The sequence below is a fragment of the Streptomyces sp. NPDC058371 genome, from assembly GCF_042723265.1.
Classification (GTDB): Bacteria; Actinomycetota; Actinomycetes; order Streptomycetales; family Streptomycetaceae; genus Streptomyces.
This window is the reverse complement of sequence record NZ_JBHXJC010000001.1, coordinates 1,299,074-1,321,450: the sequence shown is the minus strand read 5'-3', so window position 1 is coordinate 1,321,450 and position 22,377 is coordinate 1,299,074. Positions and strand designations below refer to the sequence as shown.

Genomic DNA, 22,377 nt, shown 5'->3' with positions numbered 1-22,377 from the left:
TGATCCCCCTCACATCGGATGCGTCAGCCACCCGACGCATGGCCGGGCGCAGCATCTGCTCCCTGGAAAGGTCTCGCCCTCTTGAGCTGCGGTCAATGGATTGTTCGTTCTGGACTGACGTTCTAACGCCGGTCCTTTATTCTGGCCCGCCGGATCCTCCGGCTGCCCATTTCAGGTGTCCGGCCTGATCACAGGCGTGCGGAGACGCCCCCGGGATGTGACGGATGGTGACAGCCGGTCAGGTGGGGCTCATGAGAGGAACTTTGACCCACGGCAGCCCCGAGAGAATAAGTAGTGGTCGGCAGCCGTGCTTCCGCGATCTCAGCCGTGGCCGTGGGCCGGAGCGGGCTCGTTGCCCGCGGATCTTCCGACGGTGCGGCAATTGGAGGGCTGCCTGTTCACCTGGGCAGCGCATGGCAAAGGCGCGCTCAACGAGCGGCCGCCCCGGTGCGCCGACTGCGCACCAGGGCGGCCAAGGGACGAGAGCTACCGAGTGGGTGCGATCAGGTACCGAAGACCTGGAACTCCCAGAGCGAATAGCCGTACTGGGTCGAGCGCGCGGTGCCGTACAACCGCACGTACCGCCCGGAACCGGTGACGTTCAGTGTCTGGTTGCCACCGCTGCCGGCCGTGGTCGTATAGATGGTGGTCCAGGTCGTCCCGTTGGCAGACGTCTGGATCTGGTACGCCGTGCCGTAGGCGCCCTCCCAGTTGAGCCCCACCGAGCTGATGGCGTGGGTGGCGCCCAGGTCCACCTGCAGCCACTGCGGATCACTGAACGCGCTGGACCAGCGCGTGCCGGTGTTGCCGTCGACCGCCATCGGAGCGGTGAAGCTGGTGTTCTCCGAGGACGAGGCGGTGGCCGTCTTGCCCTGCGACAGGAGCGTCGCGGGGTTCCCGCCGGAACCGGTCGAACCGTAGAGTCTCAACTCGTAGAGCGAGGCTCCGTAGGTCGAGACCCTGCCGGTGACGTAGACCCGGACGTATCTGGCCGAGGCCGAGAGGGCGGTGTCCTGGATGTCCTGTGGACTGTTGTTGTTGGTGTAGACGGTTGTCCACGTACTGCCGTTCGCGGAGGTCTGTAGCTGGTAGGCCGATGCGGCGGCCGCCTCCCAAATCACCGACGCGTGGGTGAGGTTGTAGGTGGTGCCGAGGTCGACCTGCAGCCACTGCGGGTCGCTGAAGGCGCTCGACCAGCGGGTGGTGATGTTGCCGTCGGTGGCGTTGGACGCCGGGAACGAGGCGCTCTCCGCCGACGAGGCCGTCGTGGGCTTGCCCTGGGCGATGTTGGTGCCCGTGGTGCCGGGCGGCGGCTTGTTGTAGACGGCGACGTAGTCGATGTTCAGCGAACCGCCGGACACGGTGGCCGCGGTGGGGCCGCCGCCGTACGCGGCCGGGAAAGCGCCGCCGATGGCCAGGTCGAAGATGATGAAGAAGCTGTGATCGACCGCGTTGGACCAGGCGGTGGCGTCGACCTGGTTGGCGCTGAGCGTGTAGGACAGGGTGCCGTCGAGGTACCAGCGGATCTGCTCGGGAGAGGTCGAGCGGTCGAGCTCCACCGCGTAGGTGTGATACCCGGTCTGGCAGCCGGAGCAGGCGCGTTCGCCGCTGCCGACGCCGGTGTTCTCGTTGCACGGCCCGCCTGGAGCGGTCCCGCAGTGCAGGGTGCCGAACGTCGAGCTGCGGCCGTTGATGTCCTCCATGATGTCGATCTCGCCGGAGCCGGGCCAGACCTTGCCGACCCGCAGCGGAGCGCCCAGCATCCAGAACGCGGGCCAGTATCCGAGCCCGTTCGACGTGTTGACGTTCGGCTGCTGGATGGAGGCCTGCATCCGTACGACGCCGCCGGGCAGCGCGCCGAAGCCGTCGGCCTGTGTCTCGACCCGGCCCGACGTCCAGCCGGCGACCGGGTCGGAGCCCGAGTGCAGGGCCTTGAGCACCAGATGGCCGTTGCCGTCCTGGTAGACGTTGGCGGTGCTGTCGGTCATCGTCTCGACTTCACCGGTGCCGAAGGTCCAGCCCTCGCCCACGTCGTAGCGCCATGTCCCGGTGTCCAGACCGGTGTTGGCGGCGCCGGAGAAGTCGTCGCTCCAGGTCGTGCTGAAACCGGCGGGAGCGGTCGGTACGGCCGTGGGGGCGGCTGCGGCGGCGGACTGCGCCGCGACAGCCTTCACCGGGGCCTGCGCGGTCGCTCCCTGAGCGGCCGGCGCACCGGCCAACGCGACCGTCGCAACGGCCGATACCGCCGCGAGCAGGCCAACTCCCGTACGACGCCTGCCTCTTCGACGCCTGAATAAGTGCACGCGCATGCCGTTGATGGACATCCGTACTCCTTCCCCTCGTGGGGGGCGAGGGGCGACCACATGCCGATGCTCCGTCAGGCGGCGACCCTGCGGGTGGACGTGAGAGCGCTCTCGGGAGCGTGTTCCTTCGGTCGGGTCCATGTCAAGGGACTGGACAACGTTCACAGGCCTGGGCGGGTGCCAGGCCCGGTCTCCCAGCACTGACCCACGGCGCCCGCCGGCTCGCCGAACAGAAAGTCGGTTGCCCGTCGGCGATGGTGGTGGATGCAATGTCCGGCATGATCACCCAGGTGCGCCCGCCACGGCGAGATGAGTCGAACGCGTACCACCGGGTCTCGCCACTCTGCGGTGCGGGCCATGCACAACCGAGTCGTCGCACGGGAGACGCCAACACATGAATACGCCGCCATCGTCAGCTGGAGCGGAGCGGACCGACGGATCGTCCGTCCGGATCGGCGCTCTCGTTCCGCTGACTCGGCCCGGCTGGGTCGAGGCAGGCCACCACCTGCTCGCCGGACTTGAGCTTGGCGTTCGCGAAGTCAACGACGCCGGCGGGATCGTCGGAAGACCGCTCGAGCTGGTGGTCCGAGACACCGCTGCTGATCCGCAGAGGGCCGCGGCGGCCGTGGACGAGCTGGCTCGGCTGGGCGTGGCTGCCTTGGCGGGCGAATATCACAGCGTCGTCGCTCGCGCCGCCGCCACCCGGGCCGACGCCCTCGGCCTGCCGTTCCTCTGCTCGTCAGCGGTGCTCGACGCACTCACCGAACAGCCGACGGAATGGGTGGCGCGCCTCGCCCCGGCGCAGTCCCACGGCTGGCGGATCTACGCAGACTTCCTGCTCAGCGCGGGCCACAGCCGAATCGCCGTAGCGGTCGACCCGAGTGTCTACTGGGCATCCGGTGCCCGCATTCTGCGGGAGTATTTCGCTCCGCGCGGCGGCACCGTCATCGAACTCGACATGCGCGCACTCGCCCCCGCGGCGGTGTGCGACGCACTCGTCGACCATCGCGCGACAGCCCTCCTCCTGCTGGTCGGCCACCCGGAACCGGCAGTGTCGATCGTCAAATCCGTCCGCCGCGACCAGCGCCTCGCCGACATCATGATCGGCGCACCGGCCGGGCAACCGGAGTTCGCCGAATGGGCGACGCTGCTGGGCGAGGACGGCGCCGCGATCCCGTTCTTGCGCTACCTGCCCGAGCGCCTCAGCCCACTCGGTGCACGAGTCGAGACGGCCCTGCGCGAGCGGCTGGCCGAAGCGCCCTCCTTCGTCGCCTTCGAGGGATACGACACCGTCGCCGTCCTCGCCGATGTACTGCGTTCTCACGGCACGGACCGAGCGCGCACCGCCGCATCGTGGCCGCGCGTCGCAGTCGAAGGCACCCGCGGGCAGATCCAGTTCTCCCGCACGCCAGGCATCAGCGTCTGGCAATGGACCTGGACGCCCGTCCAAGTCGTTGATCGAGACCCGGCGGAACCCGATCGCTTTCGGATCCTTCACGCCGGCTGAGTAGCACGGACGTCCGACTGCCGAGATCTGTCCGAAGTCGAGGCTGTCCACGTGTCTACGTGCAATAGGGGCCCGCAGCTTCGCGGCGGGGGCACCGACCGGTTCAGAAGCGCGACTGCTCGACGGGATCGCGCACACGGACTCGTCCCAGCTCCCCGAGGCGGCGTCTGTTATGTATCGGACCTGAGTGGGGCAGAAGTAGGAGATGAACGAGAACAGCAGCCGGCCGCAGTGGACAGCGATGTCACTGGCCGAGTTCGACTCGGCCGCACCCAACACGCTGGCCGTATCCGCCGGGCCAAGGCGGATCCTCGCCACACCCGACGCCTGCGGCACCCCGGCTCTGTTCGGTGAAAATCCCCGGCCGGCTGCGCCGCGTCGCCGCCCGGCCCCCAAGCCGGACGATGTCGAGGGCCAGCACGGTCTGTTCTGACCGCCCTCAGCGGGCGCTGTTCCGCACAGGGCAGTGGGCGGACAACTCCAACTCGGTTGGTTCCGCTACGGGTTCACCGGCGCACAACAGGCCCCCTGTGAAACAGAAACGTCCCGGCCGACCCTCGCGGGTCGACCGGGACGTCCGCCGCATCAGACGAGGTCGAACCGGTCCAGGTTCATGACCTTGTCCCAGGCCGCGACGAAGTCCTTGACGAACTTCGCCTTGGCGTCGTCGCTCGCGTACACCTCGGCGAGGGCGCGCAGCTCGGAGTTCGATCCGAAGACGAGGTCGGCACGGGTGCCGGTCCACTTGACCTCGCCGGTGGCGGTGTCACGGCCCTCGAAGGTGTTCTGGTCCTCGGACGTCGCCTTCCACTTCGTACCCAGGTCGAGCAGGTTGACGAAGAAGTCGTTGGTCAGAGTCCCGGGAGCCGTGGTCAGCACGCCGTGCTGCGACTGCTGGTGGTTGGCACCCAGGACGCGCAGGCCACCGACGAGGACCGTCAGCTCGGGCGCGCTCAGGTTGAGCAGGTTGGCACGGTCGAGCAGCAGGTACTCGGCCGGCAGCCGGTTGCCCTTGCCCAGGTAGTTGCGGAACCCGTCGGCCGTCGGCTCCAGCGCGACGAACGACTCCACGTCGGTCTGCTCCTGCGACGCGTCCACGCGGCCCGGTGTGAAGGGGACCTCGACGTCGAAGCCGGCGTCCTTCGCGGCCTTCTCGACACCCACGGCACCCGCGAGCACGATCAGGTCGGCGAGCGAGACCCGCTTGCCACCGGAGTTGAAGGACTCCTGGACGCCCTCCAGGGTGCGCAGCACCGACGCCAGCTCGTCGGGGTCGTTGACCTCCCACCCGCTCTGCGGCTGGAGGCGGATGCGCGCACCGTTGGCGCCGCCGCGCTTGTCGCTGCCGCGGAAGGACGAGGCCGACGCCCACGCGGTGGACACCAGCTGGGAGACCGACAGGCCCGAGGCGAGGATCTGGCCCTTGAGTGCGGCGATGTCCCCGGCGTCCACGAGCTCGTGCGTCGACTCCGGCAGCGGGTCCTGCCAGATCAGCGTCTCGCTGGGAACCTCGGGGCCGAGGTAGCGCACGATCGGGCCCATGTCGCGGTGGGTCAGCTTGAACCAGGCCCGGGCGAAGGCGTCGGCGAACTCGGCCGGGTTCTCGAGGAAGCGCCGCGAGATCTGCTCGTAGGCCGGGTCGATGCGGAGCGCGAGGTCGGTCGTCAGCATCGTCGGGGCGTGGCTCTTCGACGCGTCATGGGCGTCGGGCACGGTGCCCGCTCCGGCGCCGGCCTTCGGCCGCCACTGGTGCGCGCCGGCGGGGCTCTTGAACAGCTCCCACTCGTAGCCGAACAGGATCTCGAAGAAGCTGTTGTCCCACGTCACCGGGGTGTTCGTCCACGTGCCTTCGAGACCACTGGTGATCGTGTCGCCCCCCTTGCCGGTGCCGAAGGTGTTGTTCCAGCCCAGGCCCTGCTCCTCGAGCGAGGCGGCCTCGGGGTCGTCGCCGACGCTGTCCGCCGGGCCCGCGCCGTGGGTCTTGCCGAAGGTGTGACCGCCCGCGACCAGGGCGACCGTCTCCTCGTCGTTCATCGCCATCCTGCGGAACGTCTCGCGGATGTCGCGAGCCGCAGCCAGCGGGTCCGGGTTGCCGTTCGGGCCCTCCGGGTTGACGTAGATGAGGCCCATCTGGACCGCGCCGAGGGGGCTTTCCAGCTCGCGGTCACCGGTGTAACGCTGGTCGTCGAGCCAGGTGGTCTCGGGACCCCAGTAGATGTCCTCGTCGGGCTCCCAGACGTCGGCGCGGCCGCCGCCGTAACCGAAGGTCTCGAAGCCCATCGACTCCAGGGCGACGTTACCGGCGAGGATCATGAGGTCGGCCCACGAGAGGCTCTGGCCGTACTTCTTCTTCACCGGCCACAGCAGACGGCGGGCCTTGTCGAGGTTGGCGTTGTCCGGCCAGCTGTTGAGCGGGGCGAAGCGCTGCTGGCCGGCGCCGGCGCCGCCGCGGCCGTCGCTGATGCGGTAGGTGCCCGCGCTGTGCCAGGCCATCCGGATGATGAACGGGCCGTAGTGACCGAAGTCGGCGGGCCACCATTCCTGGGAGGTCGTCAGCACCTCCGCGATGTCCTGTTTCACGGCCGGAAGGTCAAGGCCCTTGAAGGCCTCGGCGTAGTCGAACTGCTCGCCGAGGGGGTTGGCCACGGCGGGGTTCTTGGCGAGGATCTTCAGGTTGAGCCGCTCCGGCCACCACTGGCGGTTGCCGCCGCCCTGCGTCGGGTGGGGGGCGCGTTCGTGCGCGACCGGGCAGCCACCTCCGCCCTCCGTCTTCGGGTCTGTGACGATTGCGTCGTGGTTCTCGGACATGGGAATCCTTCCGGACGGGGCGATTCTCGGTGCTCAGGAACTGCGAGTGGTGGAACAGGTGGGACGCGGGCCCCGGTTGACGACCTCGGCCTCGTCTGTCCAGGGGCCGTGGCCACCGGACGCGGTCGGGCAATGGGCCTCGCCGACCGCGCGGGAGACGCGGGCGATGACACGACGTGTCTCGGGCACCGGGCGGGGTCGACGCCCGGTGCGGTACTGCGTACGAGACGCGCCGCCAGGAACGAGCAGCGGGCCGCGCGGGTGACGTGAGGCCCTCGCCTCGACGCCCGGGCGGTAACGGTCCCGGACGGTCTCGAGCGGCACTGCGTGGGTGGCCGTCATCCGCAGGCCGGCCCCGCGCAGTTCCGCGTCGGTGGTCCCATAACGTCTGTGTCTCCTGCCGTACTGGGGTCTTCCTGTCCCTTGGCTTGCGCCGAACTCGATCCTACGATGGACAGAGTCCAAGTCAAGAAGAGCGCCAAACCCATATCCAATCAGAACCCGGATGTTCTCCCGGTAAACTTCGCGTTCCCACCCACTTGAATAGGTGAACCGACATGAGTGACCTGCTGGAGCGACTGCGAGGGCGTGGCTGGCGGATGACCTCCCAGCGGCGTGTCGTTGCAGAGGTCCTCGACGGCGACCACGTGCATCTCACGGCCGACGAGGTGCACGCCCGTGCTGTCGCGAAACTGCCCGAGATCTCCCGGGCGACCGTCTACAACGCCCTGGGCGAGATGCTCTCCCTCGGCGAGGTCACGGAGGTCTCCACCGACGGCCGCGCCAAGCGGTACGACCCCAACGCGCACCACGCCCACCAGCACCTGGTGTGCTCCAGGTGCGGCACCATCCGCGACGTACACCCGACGGGCAATCCGCTGGCCGACCTCCCCTCCGAGGAGCGCTTCGGCTTCACGGTGTCCGGCGTCGAGGTCACCTACCGCGGACTGTGTCCGACCTGCGCCTAAACAACGGGCCAAAACAGCGCACATGCGCACGAACCGCCCGAACTGTTCGGCGCCGACCCATGCGCCCGCGGCCTGAGACATTGCTGGGACCCCGGCTTTCACCCATCACCGCCCACGGATTCATGGCGACGGATACGTCATCGTGAACTCGCTTCTGCGGCAGGAGCGTTGACAGCTCTCCGAGAGCGCGCACTCGACAGCCGGCCTCGCGGTCGGGCCGGCATGCCGTGTGACCTCACGTCGTATGCTCGCCCGATGACCGAACAGAAGATCACACAGGGGAGCCACCAGGGCCTGCTGGCCGGGCAGGTGGCGATGATCACGGGGGCGTCCAGCGGGATCGGTGAGGCCGCTGCACGGCTGTTCGCGGAGGAGGGGGCCGAGGTCGTCCTGATGGCGCGCCGTGCGGACCGGCTGCGGGCGCTGGCCGAGGAGATCAACGACGCGGGCGGGCAGGCACTGGCCGTCCCGGGCGATGTCACGCGGACCGGTGATGTCCGCCGGGTGGTCGAGGCGGCCGTGGAGCGGTTCGGGGGCCTGGACTGCGCCTTCAACAACGCCGGTTACGCGACCGTCGAGCCCTCGCTCCACGAGACCGACGACGAAATCTACGACCGCACCATGGACGTCAACGTCCGCGGTGTCTGGAACTGCATGAAGCACCAGCTGCCGGTGATGCTGGCCTCGGGCAAGGGCGGTTCCATCGTCAACACCAGCAGTACTGCGGGCCGTTACGCGACGGGCGCGTCCGTCCCGTACGTCGCCGCCAAGCACGCGATCCTCGGCATCACGCGCGCGTCGGCGGCCGAGTACGGCGACAAGGGCATCCGGGTGAACGCGCTCGTGGTCGGCACCACGCGCAGCGAGATGATCGACGAGGCCGTACGGCAGTTCCCGCACCTGGAGCAGGCGTTCATCGCCCCGCAGATCCAGAAGCGGATGGCGGCGCCGCGGGAGATCGCGGAAGCGGCGGCCTGGCTGTGCAGCCCCCGCGCGTCCTTCGTCACGGGCGTGGCGATGCCGGTCGACGGCGGCATTTCCGCTCAGGCGAAGGTCGGTTGAGCCGGACGCCTGTCACGCCCTGGCCGGACGTCCTCGTTCGCGCTCACCGAACCCGCTGGTACGGGTGACAGGTTCGCCCGTCCGGGCCACGGAAGTGACCCGGACGGGCGGAGCGGCTCAGCAATTGGTCAGGGGGTGAGCTGCCACTGCTGGATGTAGCCGACGTCGATGGACGCGGTGTCACGGACCCTCAGTTTCCAGGTTCCGTTGATGGGCTGCGCGGAGGCGTCGACCTTGAAGGTCTGGTCGACGTTGTCGGCCGAGCCGCCACTGTGGTTGAGCAGCGAGTAGACCGTGCCGTCCGGACCCACGAGGTCGACCGTCAGGTCACCGCGGTAGGTGTGGATGATCTTCACGTAGACCTCGGTGGTGGCCGAGGCGTTGCCCGTCTGCCCGGTGATGACGACCGGCGACTCCACCGCGGCACCGGCGTCGGGGATGTCGACGCGCGTGCTGTTGGCGTAGATGTACGCGATGCGCCAGTTGAAGCTCTCCGAGACGGCCGCACCGGTGCTGTCGGTGACCTTCACGGTCACCTCGCTGGTCCCGGCGGTGGTCGGAACGCCGGAGATCCGGCCGGTGTCGCCGATGGTCAGGCCGTCCGGCAGGCCGGTCGCCTCATACGTCAGCGTGGCACCGGAGTTGGTGGTGTACGCGTTGGTCTGCAGCGACACGTCCTGGCCGACGCCACTGGTCTGGTCGGCGATCGGGGCGACGTTGACGCCGAGCGCGATCCGGTCGCCGACGTTGATCCCGGCCCAGGCGGCGGCGACGGCGAGGTAGGTGTCGCTGTACGCGCCGAAGAGGTCGGAGGCGGCCTGCAGGGTCGCGGTCCGTGCACCGGCGTAGTTGGTGGTGGACGTCATGTACGTGGTGAGTGCCCGGTACCAGATCTGCTGGGCGTTCTCGATGCCGATGCCGGTCACGGCCGTGCCGTCGGAGGTCGGGCTGTCGTAGGAGACCCCGTTGACGGTCTTGGCGCCGCTGCCCTCGGACAGCAGGTAGAAGAAGTGGTTGGCCGGCCCGGACGAGTAGTGGACGTCGATGCCGCCGAGGGAGGCGTCCCAGTTGTCGCGGGACGCTCCGTCCTTGGAGGGCTTGTCCATGTAGCGCAGCGGGGTGCCGTTGCCGCGGATGTCGATCTTCTCGCCGACGAGGTAGTCGGGCACGTCGGCGGCCAGGTTGGCGTGGAACTCCACCGCGGAGGCGAAGATGTCCGAGGTCGCCTCGTTCAGGCCACCGGACTCGCCCGAGTAGACGAGACCGGCCGTGGCGGCGGTGACGCCGTGGCTCATCTCGTGCGCGGCGACGTCCAGCGACGTCAGCGGATGGGTGTTGCTCGCGCCGTCGCCGTAGGTCATGCAGAAGCAGGAGTCGGACCAGAAGGCGTTGACGTACGCGTTGCCGTAGTGCGCCCGGCTGTAGGCGGCCACGCCGTCGTTGCGGATGCCGTTGCGGCCGAAGACGTCCTTGTAGTAGTCCCAGGTGGCCGCGGCGCCGAAGGCGACGTCCACGCCGGCCGTCTGCCGGTTGCTCGTGGTCCCGTCTCCCCAGACATCGTTGTCATCCGTGAAGAGGGTGCCGGTGCCGGAGGTGCCCTGGTTCAGGTCGTAGGTGCGGTGGCCCGCCCGGTCGCCGTCCACCAGCTGGTACGTGTCGCCGGAGAGCGTCGAGCCGACCGGCACCGTCCCGCTGTACTGACCCGTGCCCGATCCCGTGCGCACATCCTCGAAGTCGAAGATGTGCTTGCCCGAGGTGGCGTCGGTGATGACGTGCAGCTCGCTCGGGGTGCCGTCGTGCTGCGTGCCCTCGACCACCGCCTCCCAGGCCAGCACCGGCTTGGTTCCGCCGGCCCAGACGACGAGGCGTGGGGCGCCGTCGACGGCGGGACGCTTCGCCTCGGCTCGCTCGGCGGTGTCAACCGCCTTGCGCGCGGCGGTCTTCGAGGTGATCTCGGGCGAGGTGGTCGGCACCTTGATGGTGGCCTTGGCGGCCTCGGAGACCGTGCTGCGGCCGTCCTTGACGTGGACGACCAGGTCACCGCCGAGGACAGGCAGACCCGCGTAGGTGCGCTCGTAGCGGGTGTGCGTGGTGCCGTCCGCGTCCTTCGACACGTCCTTGACGATCAGCTTCTCTTTGGAGCCGAGGTCGAGGCTCTTCGCGGTGGTGCCGACCGCGGCGGTCGCGCTCTTCAGCAGCGCGGCGTGCTTGGCCGCGGACAGCTTCGCCGGGGCCGCACCGGCCCGGGGCTTGGCAACGATCTTGGCGTTGTCACGGCCCTTGGGAGCCGCGGAGGCGGCCCCGGTCTGGAAGCCGGCTGCGAGCAGGGTGCCGGCCGCGGTGAGGGCCAGCGCTGCCGTGTATCTGCGCCGGTGCGAGGAGCGGTGAGGGGGGAGCAAGGGCTTCTCCTTCTACGACAGAAGGCCTGTGGTGCAGGCCAGGGGGCGCGCCGACGACGGGGCGAGGAAGGGGCGCGGGATCAGGAGGAGGGCGCTGAGCAAGAAGGAGCGCTGCCCCGAGCGGCGCCCGAGAGGCGTCCGAACTCGGCAACGCACGAGGTGGGGGTGAAGGAAGGGTGAACACGCGAAGATCAGACTGACAGCACGGAGGCCGCCTTGTCATGGATGCAACAACACAACGGCTCGAATTGACTCTTGCTTGCTGGACGTTCGTCCCGCCCGCAGGCGCTTTTCAGCCGCTGCCGCACGGTACGCAGACGCCTGCCGGCCAGGGCGTCGGCCCACGCGCGGGCCGACGTCCTGGCCGGTTCGGTCTCCGGCGTTCCGCCCCCGTTGCCCTGTTACCGAACCGTCCGCAGGAAGATGTCCGACACTCCGTTGCTGTCACCCTCGACCAGGTCGGGTGACGCGGACGCGAACGCGACGACGGTGCCGTCCGCGTTGACCGAGGGTTCCCCGGCGGCGAGATCGTTGCGTCGGCCACTGCGGTCGGCGCTGATCAACTGGGTAGTACCGGTGGCCAGTTCGCGCAGATACACGGCAGGCGCGGGTCCCTTGTGCGAGATCCTCCCCGAGGTGAATGCGACATGGGTACCGTCACCGGAGAGGGCCGCCTGCGCGGTGTAGTCCTTCTTGTGTGCGCCCTTGACCAGGGTCGTCGTGCCCGAGTCGAGGTCACGGACGAAGACGTTGGTGGCGCGGTTCCTGTCGCCGGGCGCGAGGTTGGAGGCCTGCGAATCGAACGCGACGCGCCGTCCGTCGGCACTGAGCGAGGGCGCCGACGAGTCACCATTGGCCGAGCCGCCGTTGCGGGCCACACTGACCTTCTCCAGCCCGCCGGTGTCCAGGTCGCGGACGTAGATGTCGCCGCCCTGCTCATAGGCGACGTACCGCCCGTTGTAGCTGATCGACGCGTTGTCCGCCGGCTCGTCCGAGGCCGCGCTCACCAGGTCGGTCGTGCCGCCGTTGAACTTGAAGCGGTAGACGCGGGGTTGTGGTGCCGGGACGGCGTCGGTGGCGGCCAGTGTGGCGGTGAAGGTGATCCACTGGCAGCTGGGATCCACCATGGGCCGGCCCATCGACGTGAACTCCACACCCTGGTAGCTGTGCAGACCCGTCAGCTTGCCGACCGAACGGTTGCGGATGTAGACGCGCGGCCGGTGGTCGGGGTGCGGGCGGGAGTCCAGCGTCGTGGACTCGGACACGAAGCCGACCATACGGCCGCTGGAGCAGGGCGCACCGTCGTACGACGGGCCGTCCCCGCCGTAGCTGACCTCGCCGAGGCTCTCGGCGTTGATGAACACGCCGGACTTCGTGTCGGCGCCGTTCGGTCCGGCGGGTTCGTCGGAGGTGAAGGAGGTGACCCGGCCCTCCCCCATCTCCGGGTCGTGGGACGGCCAGTCCAGCTGCGCGCCGTCGTAGGTCGTGCTGACCCGCTCGGTGACGGGCAGCTCCGGGTCCGCCTCCGCGTGGGCCGGGAGCGACCCCGTCACGCCCAGGGCGGTGGACAGGAACAGCCCGGTCAGGACTCTCTGCTTGGTGCGCATGGTGGATCCCCGTTTCGGCTCGGTGTGAAGCGTGCGGGAGAGACGTCGGTGCGCCGTTCGAGCTGTCCGGTACGAGGCCGGCGGTGCCCGAACCGCCTGTCAACGCGCCCCGGTTGGCCTGGCGACCGAAGCCCTCGATGGATTCCCCCAGAACCTGTCGCCCCGGCCCGCACCGAGCCCCACCGCGATACAAGCGCACCACCACACAGCACGCAATCCGCTTATTCGCGTACAACCTGGACGAGGTCTCAGACGTCGGGAGCGAGTCGAGGGCGCCCTGTCGCCCGCAATCGCTCGGCAAACGACGAAGCCGCGGTGCCCGCCCTCGACCAGGGCAGGCACCGCGGCGGCCGCCGAGCTCGGGAGCGGCAGTCGTACGACGGAGAGGCGAAAATCAGGCCACGGGCACCGGGTACGTCGGGTACTCGACCCCGGAGACGTGCTGGACCACGCGGATGACCTGGCAGGAGTAGCCGAACTCGTTGTCGTACCACAGGTAGAGGATCGCGTCGTCGCCCTCGGCCTTGAGTGCACCGGCGTCGATGATCGAGGAGTGGCGCGAGCCGATGAAGTCGCTCGAAACCGCGTCGGGAGCGCTGATGAAGTCGATCTGGCGCTTGAGCGGCGAGGTCAGCGACACGTTGCGGAGGTAGTCGAGGACCTCCTCACGCGTGGTCTCGCGCGCGAGCCGCAGATTGAGGATCGCGATCGAGACGTTCGGCACCGGGACACGGATCGAACTGCCGGTGATCTTGGCCTTGAGGTCGGGCAGCGCCTTGGCCACGGCGGAGGCGGCGCCGGTCTCGGTGATCACCATGTTGAGCGGCGCCGAGCGGCCGCGCCGGTCGGAATCGTGGTAATTGTCCAGCAGGTTCTGGTCGTTGGTGAACGAGTGGACGGTCTCCACATGACCGCGCAGGACGCCGTACTCGTCCGCCATGGCCTTCAGCGGCGGAACGATCGCGTTGGTGGTGCACGAGGCGCAGGACAGGATCTGCTCGTCCGGCTTGATCATGTCGTGGTTGACGCCGTGGACGATGTTGGGGACGTCGCCTTTGCCCGGCGCGGTCAGGACGACCTTGGCGATACCGGGACGGAGATGCTTCGACAGCCCCTCGCGGTCGCGCCACCTGCCGGTGTTGTCGATCAGGATGGCGTCCTTGATGCCGTACGACGTGTAGTCCACCGCCGTCGGGTCGTCGGAGTAGATCACCTTGATCTCGTTGCCATTGGCGATGATCTTGCTGTTCGCCTCGTCGACGGTGATCGTGCCCTGGAACTGGCCGTGGATGGAGTCGCGGCGCAGCAGCGAGGCACGCTTGACTATGTCCTGGCCACCGCCCTTGCGGACGACGATGGCGCGCAGCCGCAGCCCGTTGCCGGAGCCGGCCTTCTCGATCAGCAGACGGGCGAGGAGGCGGCCGATGCGGCCGAACCCGTAGAGGACGACGTCACGCGGCTCACGGCGCTCGATCTTGTTCTCACCCGTGGCGCCGATGACGGCCTCGGCGGTGAACTCCGCCACCGAGAGACCGCGGTCGTCGGCCTTGTACGTCGCGGCGAGCATCCCGATGTCGATCTGGGAGGGGCCGAGGTCGAGCGTGGTGAGGGTCTGCAGGAACGGCAGCGTCTCGGTGACCGAGAGCTCCTCACCGGCCATCTGCCGGGCGAATCGGTGGGTCTTGAGGATGCTGACCACCGACTTGTTCACCAAGGAACGGCTGTGCAACAGGACCGTGACGTCCCGCTCACGGTGCAGCTTCCCGATGATGGGGATCATCGACTCCGCGATTTCTTCGCGGTTCTTCCAGTTGGTGAACGAGTCATCGTTGACAGTCACAGGTTTATCTTTCGAGCTAGGCGGTGCTCAGATGTTAACGCCCTCGTCTTTTTGATCATGCAGGGGGTGCCGTCTGTACGGGACACCTCGGAGCCGCACCCGGCCAGGCGGGTGGCCGAACGCCCTGTGACACCGCGCGCGGCGGCAAACTCCCTGGTCACCGCCCTCTTCCGGGGGCTCCGCAGCCGCGGGGCCGCTCAGGCGGCAGGGGTGATCGTGACCTTGACGTGCTTCATCAGTGGCTGGTCGCTCTGGGTGCTGTAGTCGCCGATCGCACACAGCACGTTCATCTCCGGCATGTAGCCGGCCGCGCAGCCGCGCGGGATGTCGTACGGGATGGCGAGGTAGCCGTCGAGGTGGCGCCGGCTGCCGTCCTTCGCCGTGCTGGTGATGTCGACCGGGTCGAACTCGGAGAGACCGCGTTCGCGCATGTCGTCCTGGTTCATGAAGACGAGCGTGCGCAGGTTCTTGATGCCCCGGTAGCGGTCGTTGTCGGAGTAGATGGTCGTGTTCCACTGGTCGTGGGAGCGCATGGTGCCCAGGGCCAGCGTGCCCGGGGCCGGAACCACGTCGGGCAGCGGCGCCGTGGAGAACTCGGCGCGTCCCGACGGGGTGAGGAAGACCAGCTCGCGGGCGGGCTGCTTGATACGGAAGCCGAGCGGCAGGCGCACCCGGCGATTGCAGTCCTCGAACCCGTCGAGAACCTGGGCCATGGTGTCGCGGACCCGGTCGTAGTCCTCGACGTACCACTCCCACGGGGTGGCGCTGTCCGGGAGGGCGGCGCGGGCGAGACAGGCGATGATGGCGGGCTCGGACAGCAGGTGCTTCGAGGCGGGGCGCTTCATGCCGACGGACAGGTGGACCATGCTCATCGAGTCCTCCACCGAGGTGCTCTGGATGCCGCCGCGCTGATGGTCCTTCTCGGTCCGGCCCAGGCACGGCAGGATGAGCGCCCGGCGGCCGTGGACGAGGTGGCTGCGGTTCAGCTTGGTGCTCACCTGGACGGTGAGGTCGCACCTGCGCAGCGCCTCGTAGGTGTACGGGGTGTCGGGCGCGGCCAGGGCGAAGTTGCCGCCCATGCCGACGAACACCTTCACCTCGCCGCGCTGCATCGCCTGGATGGTGCCGACCGTGTCCAGACCGTGTTCGCGGGGCGGGTCGATCCCGCAGACGTCGGCCAGACGGTCCAGGAACTCCTCGGCGGGCCGGTGGTCGATGCCGCACGTCCGGTTGCCCTGCACGTTGCTGTGCCCTCGCACCGGCGACGGCCCGGCGCCCTCCCGGCCCAGATTGCCGCGCAGCAGAAGGAGGTTGACGATCTCCCGCACGGTGTCGACGCCGTGTTCGTGCTGACTGACGCCCAGGCACCAGCTGACGATGCTGCGGTCGGCGTCGCGGTACACCCGCGCCACCTTGAGGATGTCGTCGCGGCCGACACCGGACTGCCGCTCGATCTCCACCCAGGACGTGGCCTCGCACACCGCCCGGTACTCGTCGAAGTACGCCGTGTGACGGTCGATGAACTCCCGGTCCACGGCCTTGGGATCGGTCTTCGCCTGTTCCAGTACGGCCTTGGCCATACCGCGCACCAGCGCCATGTCCCCGCCGATGCGGGGTTGCAGGTTCAGGGTGCTGGTCCGGGTCGCCTTGAGGAGGGCCATGTCCGTGAAGTCGTGCGGCACGATGGTGCGGGTGGCGGCCGCCTCGACGAGCGGGTTGATGTGCACGACCTGCGCGCCTCGCCGGTAGGCCTCGGCGAGCGCGGTGAGCATCCTGGGCGCGTTGGAGGCGGCGTTGACGCCCATGATGAAGAGGGCGTCGGTGGCCTCCCAGTCCTTGAGGTCGACGGTCCCCTTGCCCGTTCCCAGGGACGCGTGCAGCGCGCGACCGCTGGCCTCGTGGCACATGTTCGAGCAGTCGGGCAGGTTGTTCGTGCCCAGTTCACGGGCCATCAGCTGATAGAGGAAGGTGGCCTCGTTGCCGAGGCGGCCGGAAGTGTAGAAGGACGCCTGGTTCGGCTGGTCGAGTTCGCGCAGCGCACGGCCGGCCAGCTCGAACGCGTCGTGCCAGCCGATCGGAACGTAGTGATCGGACTCCGGGTCGTAGACCATCGGCTCGGTGAGCCGGCCCTGGTCCTCCAGGGCGAAGTCGCTCCAACCGAACAGCTCCGTGACCGAGTGGGCGGCGAAGAACTCGCGGCCGACCCGCTTGCGCGTCATCTCCCAGGTGACGTGCTTGATGCCGTTCTCGCAGATGTCCAGGTGCAGGCCCTTGATGTCGTCGGGCCAGGCACATCCCGGGCAGTCGAAGCCACGGCCCTCGTGGTTCATCCGCATGATCGACCGCGGCCCGTCCACGAGGGCGCCTTCGCGCACCAGAACCCGGCTCACGCTCTTGGCCGCGCCCCAGCCCGCGGCCGGGTGTCGGTACGGATGGAAGTCGGGTTCGCCCTTGGGGTCGGGCCCCACTCGGGGCTCCCGCCCGGCCTGCTCGTCAGGGGAGACGTTGTGGGAGGCGTTCAAGGCACCCACCCTCTTGACCTGGGAAGCTGGACTACGAGCGCACTGGGGAGCGGACCTAGGACTGGGGCCGTCGGCCGTGGTTCGCGGCGTGCTTGCGGCGGGCCTTCTTCTTCCGGCGTCGCTTCGAGGACATGGCAACCTCCCGTGCATACAGGACATGGAGCAGCAAGGGTGACTCTGGCCATCCACGCTTCCACACATCACAGAGCCACGCGATTCGGCGTGGTCCGCGTCGAACGATCACCGTCGTCGCGGCTGAATCCGAGGGCTGCTTGCTCAAGCGGCAGGAGAGCCGTCCGCCGCGTTCGCCCCATGGGGAGCCGCGGGCAGGTCGTCCAGGAAGTTGACGGTCGGCACGTGGAACAGGCATCCGGTCATCGCGGTCGAGAAGTCGAGAATGCGGTCGTACGCGGCCTCGCCGTCGCCCAGGAACATGTTCCTCAGCATGTGCTCGGTCACGTCCGGGGTGCGGGCGTACCCGATGAAGTACGTGCCGAACTCCCCCTCGCCGATGCTGCCGAACGGCATGTTCTCGCGCATGATCTTCCGTTCGTTGCCGTCCTCGTCGGTAATCGTGTTGAGGGCGACATGGGAGTCGGCGGGCTTGACGTCGTCGGGGAGTTCCACGTTGGCCGGCTTCGTCCGCCCGATGACGTTCTCCTGTTCGCCCGACGGCAGGGCGTTCCACGCCGCCATGTCGTGCAGGTACTTCTGGACGATCACGTAGCTGCCGCCCTCGAAGCCGGGGTCCTCGTGGCCGATGTACACGGCCTCGCTCGCGAGCTGCCCTTCGGGGTTCTCGCTGCCGTCCACGAATCCGAGCAGGTCACGCTCGTCGAAGTACTTGAACGCCTGGACCTCGTCGACCACCGTGACCGCGCCGCCCAGCCGTTCGGCGAGCAGCCGGGTGAGCTCGAAACAGAGGTCCATACGGCGGGCCCGCACGTGGAACAGGAGGTCTCCCGGCGTGGCCGGTGCCCGGTGGCGCTCACCCGCCAGCTCCACGAACGGGTGCAGTTCCCGTGGCCGCGGCCCGCTGAACAGCCGGTCCCAGGCAGCCGATCCGATGCCCACGACGCAGCTGAGCTCGTCGCCAGGTGCACGGAAGGCGACGGAACGGCGCAGGCCCGAGACGTCCTCCAGCAGGTCCCGGACCGTGTCCTCGTGACCCGGCGTGACGGTGACCACGAGGAAGATGGTGGCCCTGGCCGGTGGGGCGATCACCGTCTGTGACTCGACCACGAGTCGGCCTCCTCACGAGACGCGGATGTGTCCGACAGGGCTGTAGCCGACCGCGCCGCCGCGTCTGTCGTGCGCAGGACCGCCGCCGGTGTCCTCGTCCCATCCTGCTGCGTCCCGTGGGGAACCGCGCGAGAACGAGGCAGGACGGTGCCGGAGCGCCAGCCCCGGAAAGGGGCGGGGACTGCCGAGTGTCGTCAGCCGCTGACGATGCCCACGACGAGGTTGATGGCCGTGGCGAGAATGCTGGTGCCGAAGACGTAGGACAGCAGGGCGTGCCGGAGCACGATCGCGCGGATCGTGGAACTCGAGACGTCGGTGTCGGACACCTGATACGTCATGCCGAGGTTGTAGCTGAAGTAGAAGAAGTCGCGGTACGCCGGAGGGTGGTGCGAATTGAAGTCGATCCCGCCCTCGATCTCGTAGTACACGTAGGCGTAGCGGGCGGCGTACATCAGGTGCAACGCGGCCCAGGCCATGAAGACCCCGCACAAGGCGGTCGCGGCCGCGACGTGGTCGTTGTCGGACTCGTTGCGCAGGAGCAGCAGCACGATGGCGAACAGCCCGCACAGAGCCAGCGCGACCACGACGATTTCCTCGGTCACGGGCCGGAAGTCCTCCCGCCGCGTGTTGCGGTGGGTGGCCGTGGCGTCCATCGGCCACAGCACCGTCCAGCCCGCCACGACGAAGAACAGTTCCGTCACGGCAATCCCGGCCAGCACGCCCAGATCCACGTCGGTCGTCACCCCGACGGCCACGCCGACCGCGGCCCCGAGGAGCACCGCGCCGATGAGGCGGGGCACGGCATCGAGGGGCAACCAGGTCCTCATGCCTCAGCACAGTAGTCCGGGAGGCCCCGGTCAGCTCCGGGGGCCGGACCTTCCGGGGACGGCGGCGCCCGCCGATCGGACCGTGGAGCGGGGACCGATGCCGGGCGCCTCACCGGCCTCGGTTACGCCGGTGAGGTGACGCAGGTCCCTACGGGCACCCTTCGCCGACCGGGTACGCCGGCTACTCCCCTGGGGCCGACCTCCAGCCCACGGCTAGTAGGCGCCGACGACCTTGAAGTCCTGGTCGACGAAGACGTGGTGGGGCCAGTTGACGCCGATGTTGTGGACCTCGTACTCGCCGTTGCTGAGCTTGACGACCCGGTCGACGACGCCTCCCGGGTAGGCGGCGAGGGCGGCTTCCGTCGCCTTGTTCGCCTCCGTACCGCTGACGACCGTCCCGTCGCCCTCGCTGTAGTTCGCCGGGATCTGACCGACCTGCTTGGACTGGGACGCCGAACCCTGCTTGAAGGGGACCACCCCTGCCGCCGAGGACGTCGCGGCTCCGCCGTCGCCCTTGGGCTGCACGGTGACCTGCGTGGCCGTGATCGTGGTCGAGTCGGTCGTCCCCAGCACGAGGACGCTGTCGCCTGCCTTGACCGCACTCGCCGTGGTCGAGCTCGTGCCGTTCTTGTAGGTCGTCGAGGACGCCTCCTTGACGGTCACCTTCTGACCCGTTGCCGTCGACAGGGTGAAGCCCGACGTGGAGACGCTGTCGACCGTGCCGACCGCTCCCCCGGCAGCCGGTCCGGACCGGGCGTTGGAGCCCCCGCCGCCGGCTTTGGGGCCGCCGGCGGGCGCGCTGCTGGTCGCCGAGGGCGACGTGGCGGACGACGAGGGCGATGTGGCCGTTGCCGACGTGGAGGAGCAGGCGGCGGAGAGTCCGATCACCGCACACAGCATCGCAGCGGCCGCGACCCGTCCCCTTCGCGTGTTCGGCAGCAATCGCCGTACCTTCGCGGCGGCTGGACTTCCAGCGGCCGCCGGCCCTGTCGTCGCGGGGGCGTCGGGGCGAGCCGGAGTGGGCTCGTCAGGGCCTGTGACGTCGTGGTCGTTCATGTCGGGAACACCTCTCACTCAGGCAGCTGACTCAAGAGTGCGAGCCGTTCATGTGAGATCGCTGTACGCCTCCTGTGACTCTCCTGAGCCCCCGCCAAGCGGAAATGGCTGGTCCGGCCGCTCACCCCATGGCTAACCTCCACACCCATGAACCAACGGCAGCGCAAGAAGCTCTCCCGGGCCCTCGTCACCGCAGCACTGCTGGGTGACATCACTCGTGTGAAGGCGCTGCTGCGGGCCGGGGCCGACCCCCAGCGAGCGGACGGCGAAGGCACCACTCCGCTGTATTCCGCATCCGTGCACGGAGCGGCCGAGATCGCCCGCCTGCTCCTCGCGGCCGGGGCAGGCCCGGACACGGAGAGCGGACACGGCGACCAGGGCACCCCGCTGTGCGCGGCCGCATGCTGGGGACACACCGAGACGGTTCGCGTACTCCTCGCGTACGGCGCCGATCCGGACCTTCGTGAAGATCACGGCACGGGCCTCTCGCCCCTGAAATGGGCGGCCGCCGGCCCCCATCCCGAGACCGTCGCCCTCCTCGTCGAAGCGGGAGCCGTCCAGGTGGTTGAGTAGTGCCACGGCGTGACGGATCCCGACTTGCGCGGCGATCTACGGCCGCCGGGCCCCATGCCGACGACGAGAGGCAACTTCACTCCGTACGTCCCCTCGGAGCCGCGGAGTTGGGTGATCGGCGCTTCGATCGGAAACCTCTGGCAGTCCAAGAGACCGAACGCTATGCTCGCCGCGATGACGACTCATTCTGTTGACAGATCGGGGGTCCCGTCCGCGCAAGGTGAGTGCTGATGCTCACTGAGACCGCGCATGGGGATTCCCGCCTTTCCTTCTGGCTGCGCGTGCGAGAGTTCGCCGTGCCGCCCTCCACGATCGAGACCGCGACCGCCCGCCGTTGTGCCGGGGACTGGGCGGGGGCGTGCGCCGCCGCAGGCGTCGACGTCGATCTCAACCTTCGTGCCGTGGCCCGTACTCATGGCCAGGCCCTGGCATCCCGACTCCGGGCCGATCTACGCCAGTTGGCACCCGACCTGCTGCGCTGGCACATGCCGAGGATCGGCCCCGACGGGCTGTTGCGCCCCGGACTGACCATCGCCCTGGCCCGGTACGAGGCCGGGGAGCCCGAGGGCGCAAGTCCGCTGTGGCTCGTGGTCCGGACTCCGCCGGCCTGGGCGGACGCCGGTCAGCGGATCAGCCTCGCGCTGTGGGACGGAACCGGCTCCTGGGCCGGTGCCGCGCGTCACCCGCACCCCCGCCCCAGCCGGCGGTTCCGGCTCGACCTGCACCGGCACCTGTGGGACGCGCGCAGGACCGATGAGCTGCGGAACCGGTCAGGGGCCGATCGGCCGCCCGACGACGAACACCCTTTGCTGAATGCCGAGTTGCTGGGATCGGCGCCGTGGGGGCATCTCTGCGCCGTTGACCGCTGGGCGGCCGAGGCGGCGATTGTCCTCCGCGCCGGCGGGCGTCGTGCGGGTACCGTCGCCGTGCGGGCCGGAGCGCGGCACCGGCTGACCCTGGACCTCGACCCTGATCGGGGCCGGGACGGCGCAGGACCGCCGACCCTGCGGATCGCGGCGGCTCCCCCAGACGGCGGAGCGGTCAGGCTGCCCGTCCTGCCGGATGCGGCGACGTGGGTGCTGCCCGACCTGGAACTGCTCCGCAGCGGTTCGATCGAGGCGGATCGGCTGCATCCGCTGGTGGCCTCGGCACTCGTACCGGATCAATCAGCCGGCGCCGGGGGCCGTACAGCCGTCGGCCGGTCCCGGACAGCAGGGCGGGCGGGACAGCCACACCTGGTGGAGTGCCGGGGAGCCGCGCACCGGATCGGCCTGGTCGACGGGGTACTGGCCCCGCTGGACCATGACCCGGCCGAAGTCCGCCGGGAGGAGCTGCTGGCCGCGCTGACCGGTACCCCGCTCCCCTGTCTGCGGGCCATCGACGAGGCGCATCGCCGTCCGGACTGCCTCACGGGTGTCCGCGAACGCCTGGACCACGGCGACACCGCCGGGGCATTCGCCGTCGTCGAAGGCCTGCTCGGCCCCGACGCGCTACTGCGCACCGGCGCGCTGCGGGACGAACTGGAGGCGGCCGCGCTTCGGCGGATCACCTACGGCCTGTACAGGTCGGGACTGACCGGAAACGGACCTGACCGGACCCACCTGGACCGGCGCCGTCCCCGTACCCAACGCTCACATCCGCGCCACGCGATCGCCCGCTGACC

Annotated in this window: 15 protein-coding genes; 6 read left to right on the top strand and 9 right to left on the bottom strand. The window is 69.2% G+C overall.

What is annotated here, in order from left to right; all coding sequences use genetic code 11:
• Window positions 1-503 precede the first annotated feature (503 nt).
• On the bottom strand, window positions 504-2,174 hold the full coding sequence (locus ACFWM2_RS05740) for a discoidin domain-containing protein (protein ID WP_383273344.1): 1,671 nt from the start codon (window positions 2,172-2,174) through the stop codon (window positions 504-506).
• A 523-nt stretch (window positions 2,175-2,697) separates the two neighbouring features.
• Here ACFWM2_RS05740 and ACFWM2_RS05735 point away from each other — a divergent pair.
• Together ACFWM2_RS05735 and ACFWM2_RS05730 are read left to right on the top strand one after the other, a co-directional pair.
• Complete coding sequence (locus tag ACFWM2_RS05735; protein ID WP_383273342.1) at window positions 2,698-3,810, top strand: ABC transporter substrate-binding protein; 1,113 nt, start codon at window positions 2,698-2,700, stop codon at window positions 3,808-3,810.
• A gap of 205 nt (window positions 3,811-4,015) precedes the next feature.
• Window positions 4,016-4,243: a hypothetical protein gene (locus tag ACFWM2_RS05730; RefSeq protein ID WP_383273340.1), complete on the top strand. Its 228-nt coding sequence runs from the start codon at window positions 4,016-4,018 to the stop codon at window positions 4,241-4,243.
• A 152-nt stretch (window positions 4,244-4,395) separates the two neighbouring features.
• Here the strand turns inward: ACFWM2_RS05730 and katG are convergent, their stop codons facing one another.
• Complete coding sequence (katG, locus tag ACFWM2_RS05725) at window positions 4,396-6,618, bottom strand: catalase/peroxidase HPI (protein ID WP_383273338.1); 2,223 nt, start codon at window positions 6,616-6,618, stop codon at window positions 4,396-4,398.
• A 557-nt stretch (window positions 6,619-7,175) separates the two neighbouring features.
• Between katG and ACFWM2_RS05720 the strand changes: the two genes are divergently transcribed.
• Together ACFWM2_RS05720 and ACFWM2_RS05715 are read left to right on the top strand one after the other, a co-directional pair.
• Entirely contained in the window at window positions 7,176-7,586 is a 411-nt protein-coding gene (locus ACFWM2_RS05720) for a Fur family transcriptional regulator (RefSeq protein WP_383273336.1), read from the top strand.
• 255 nt (window positions 7,587-7,841) lie between these two features.
• On the top strand, window positions 7,842-8,648 hold the full coding sequence (locus ACFWM2_RS05715) for an SDR family NAD(P)-dependent oxidoreductase (protein ID WP_383273334.1): 807 nt from the start codon (window positions 7,842-7,844) through the stop codon (window positions 8,646-8,648).
• Between the two features lie 128 nt (window positions 8,649-8,776).
• On the opposite strand, the gene ACFWM2_RS05710 is transcribed toward ACFWM2_RS05715, so the two are convergent.
• The 7 genes from ACFWM2_RS05710 to ACFWM2_RS05680 all read right to left on the bottom strand — a co-directional run bounded on the left by ACFWM2_RS05710 (window position 8,777) and on the right by ACFWM2_RS05680 (window position 19,973).
• The gene (locus tag ACFWM2_RS05710) at window positions 8,777-11,047 is read right to left on the bottom strand and encodes a M4 family metallopeptidase (protein WP_383273332.1); all 2,271 of its coding nucleotides are present in this window, start codon (window positions 11,045-11,047) and stop codon (window positions 8,777-8,779) included.
• Window positions 11,048-11,448: 401 nt separating this feature from the next.
• Entirely contained in the window at window positions 11,449-12,654 is a 1,206-nt protein-coding gene (locus tag ACFWM2_RS05705; protein WP_383273330.1) for a TolB family protein, read from the bottom strand.
• Window positions 12,655-13,048: 394 nt separating this feature from the next.
• A complete protein-coding gene (locus ACFWM2_RS05700) occupies window positions 13,049-14,494 on the bottom strand; it encodes a glyceraldehyde-3-phosphate dehydrogenase (protein ID WP_383273328.1) in 1,446 nt (481 codons plus the stop codon).
• A 197-nt stretch (window positions 14,495-14,691) separates the two neighbouring features.
• A complete protein-coding gene (locus ACFWM2_RS05695; protein ID WP_383273326.1) occupies window positions 14,692-17,016 on the bottom strand; it encodes an FdhF/YdeP family oxidoreductase in 2,325 nt (774 codons plus the stop codon).
• A 276-nt stretch (window positions 17,017-17,292) separates the two neighbouring features.
• The gene (locus ACFWM2_RS05690) at window positions 17,293-18,258 is read right to left on the bottom strand and encodes a Dyp-type peroxidase (protein WP_383273324.1); all 966 of its coding nucleotides are present in this window, start codon (window positions 18,256-18,258) and stop codon (window positions 17,293-17,295) included.
• 194 nt (window positions 18,259-18,452) lie between these two features.
• Window positions 18,453-19,085: a DUF1345 domain-containing protein gene (locus ACFWM2_RS05685; RefSeq protein WP_383273322.1), complete on the bottom strand. Its 633-nt coding sequence runs from the start codon at window positions 19,083-19,085 to the stop codon at window positions 18,453-18,455.
• A gap of 213 nt (window positions 19,086-19,298) precedes the next feature.
• Window positions 19,299-19,973 carry a hypothetical protein gene (locus ACFWM2_RS05680; RefSeq protein ID WP_383273320.1) on the bottom strand — a complete coding sequence of 225 codons (675 nt, stop codon included), beginning with the start codon at window positions 19,971-19,973 and terminating at the stop codon, window positions 19,299-19,301.
• Window positions 19,974-20,288: 315 nt separating this feature from the next.
• Here ACFWM2_RS05680 and ACFWM2_RS05675 point away from each other — a divergent pair, with 315 nt between their 5' ends.
• Window positions 20,289-20,714, top strand: a complete 426-nt coding sequence (locus ACFWM2_RS05675) for an ankyrin repeat domain-containing protein (RefSeq protein ID WP_383273318.1) — start codon at window positions 20,289-20,291, stop codon at window positions 20,712-20,714.
• 230 nt (window positions 20,715-20,944) lie between these two features.
• Complete coding sequence (locus ACFWM2_RS05670) at window positions 20,945-22,375, top strand: hypothetical protein (protein ID WP_383273316.1); 1,431 nt, start codon at window positions 20,945-20,947, stop codon at window positions 22,373-22,375.
• Window positions 22,376-22,377: the final 2 nt, after the last annotated feature.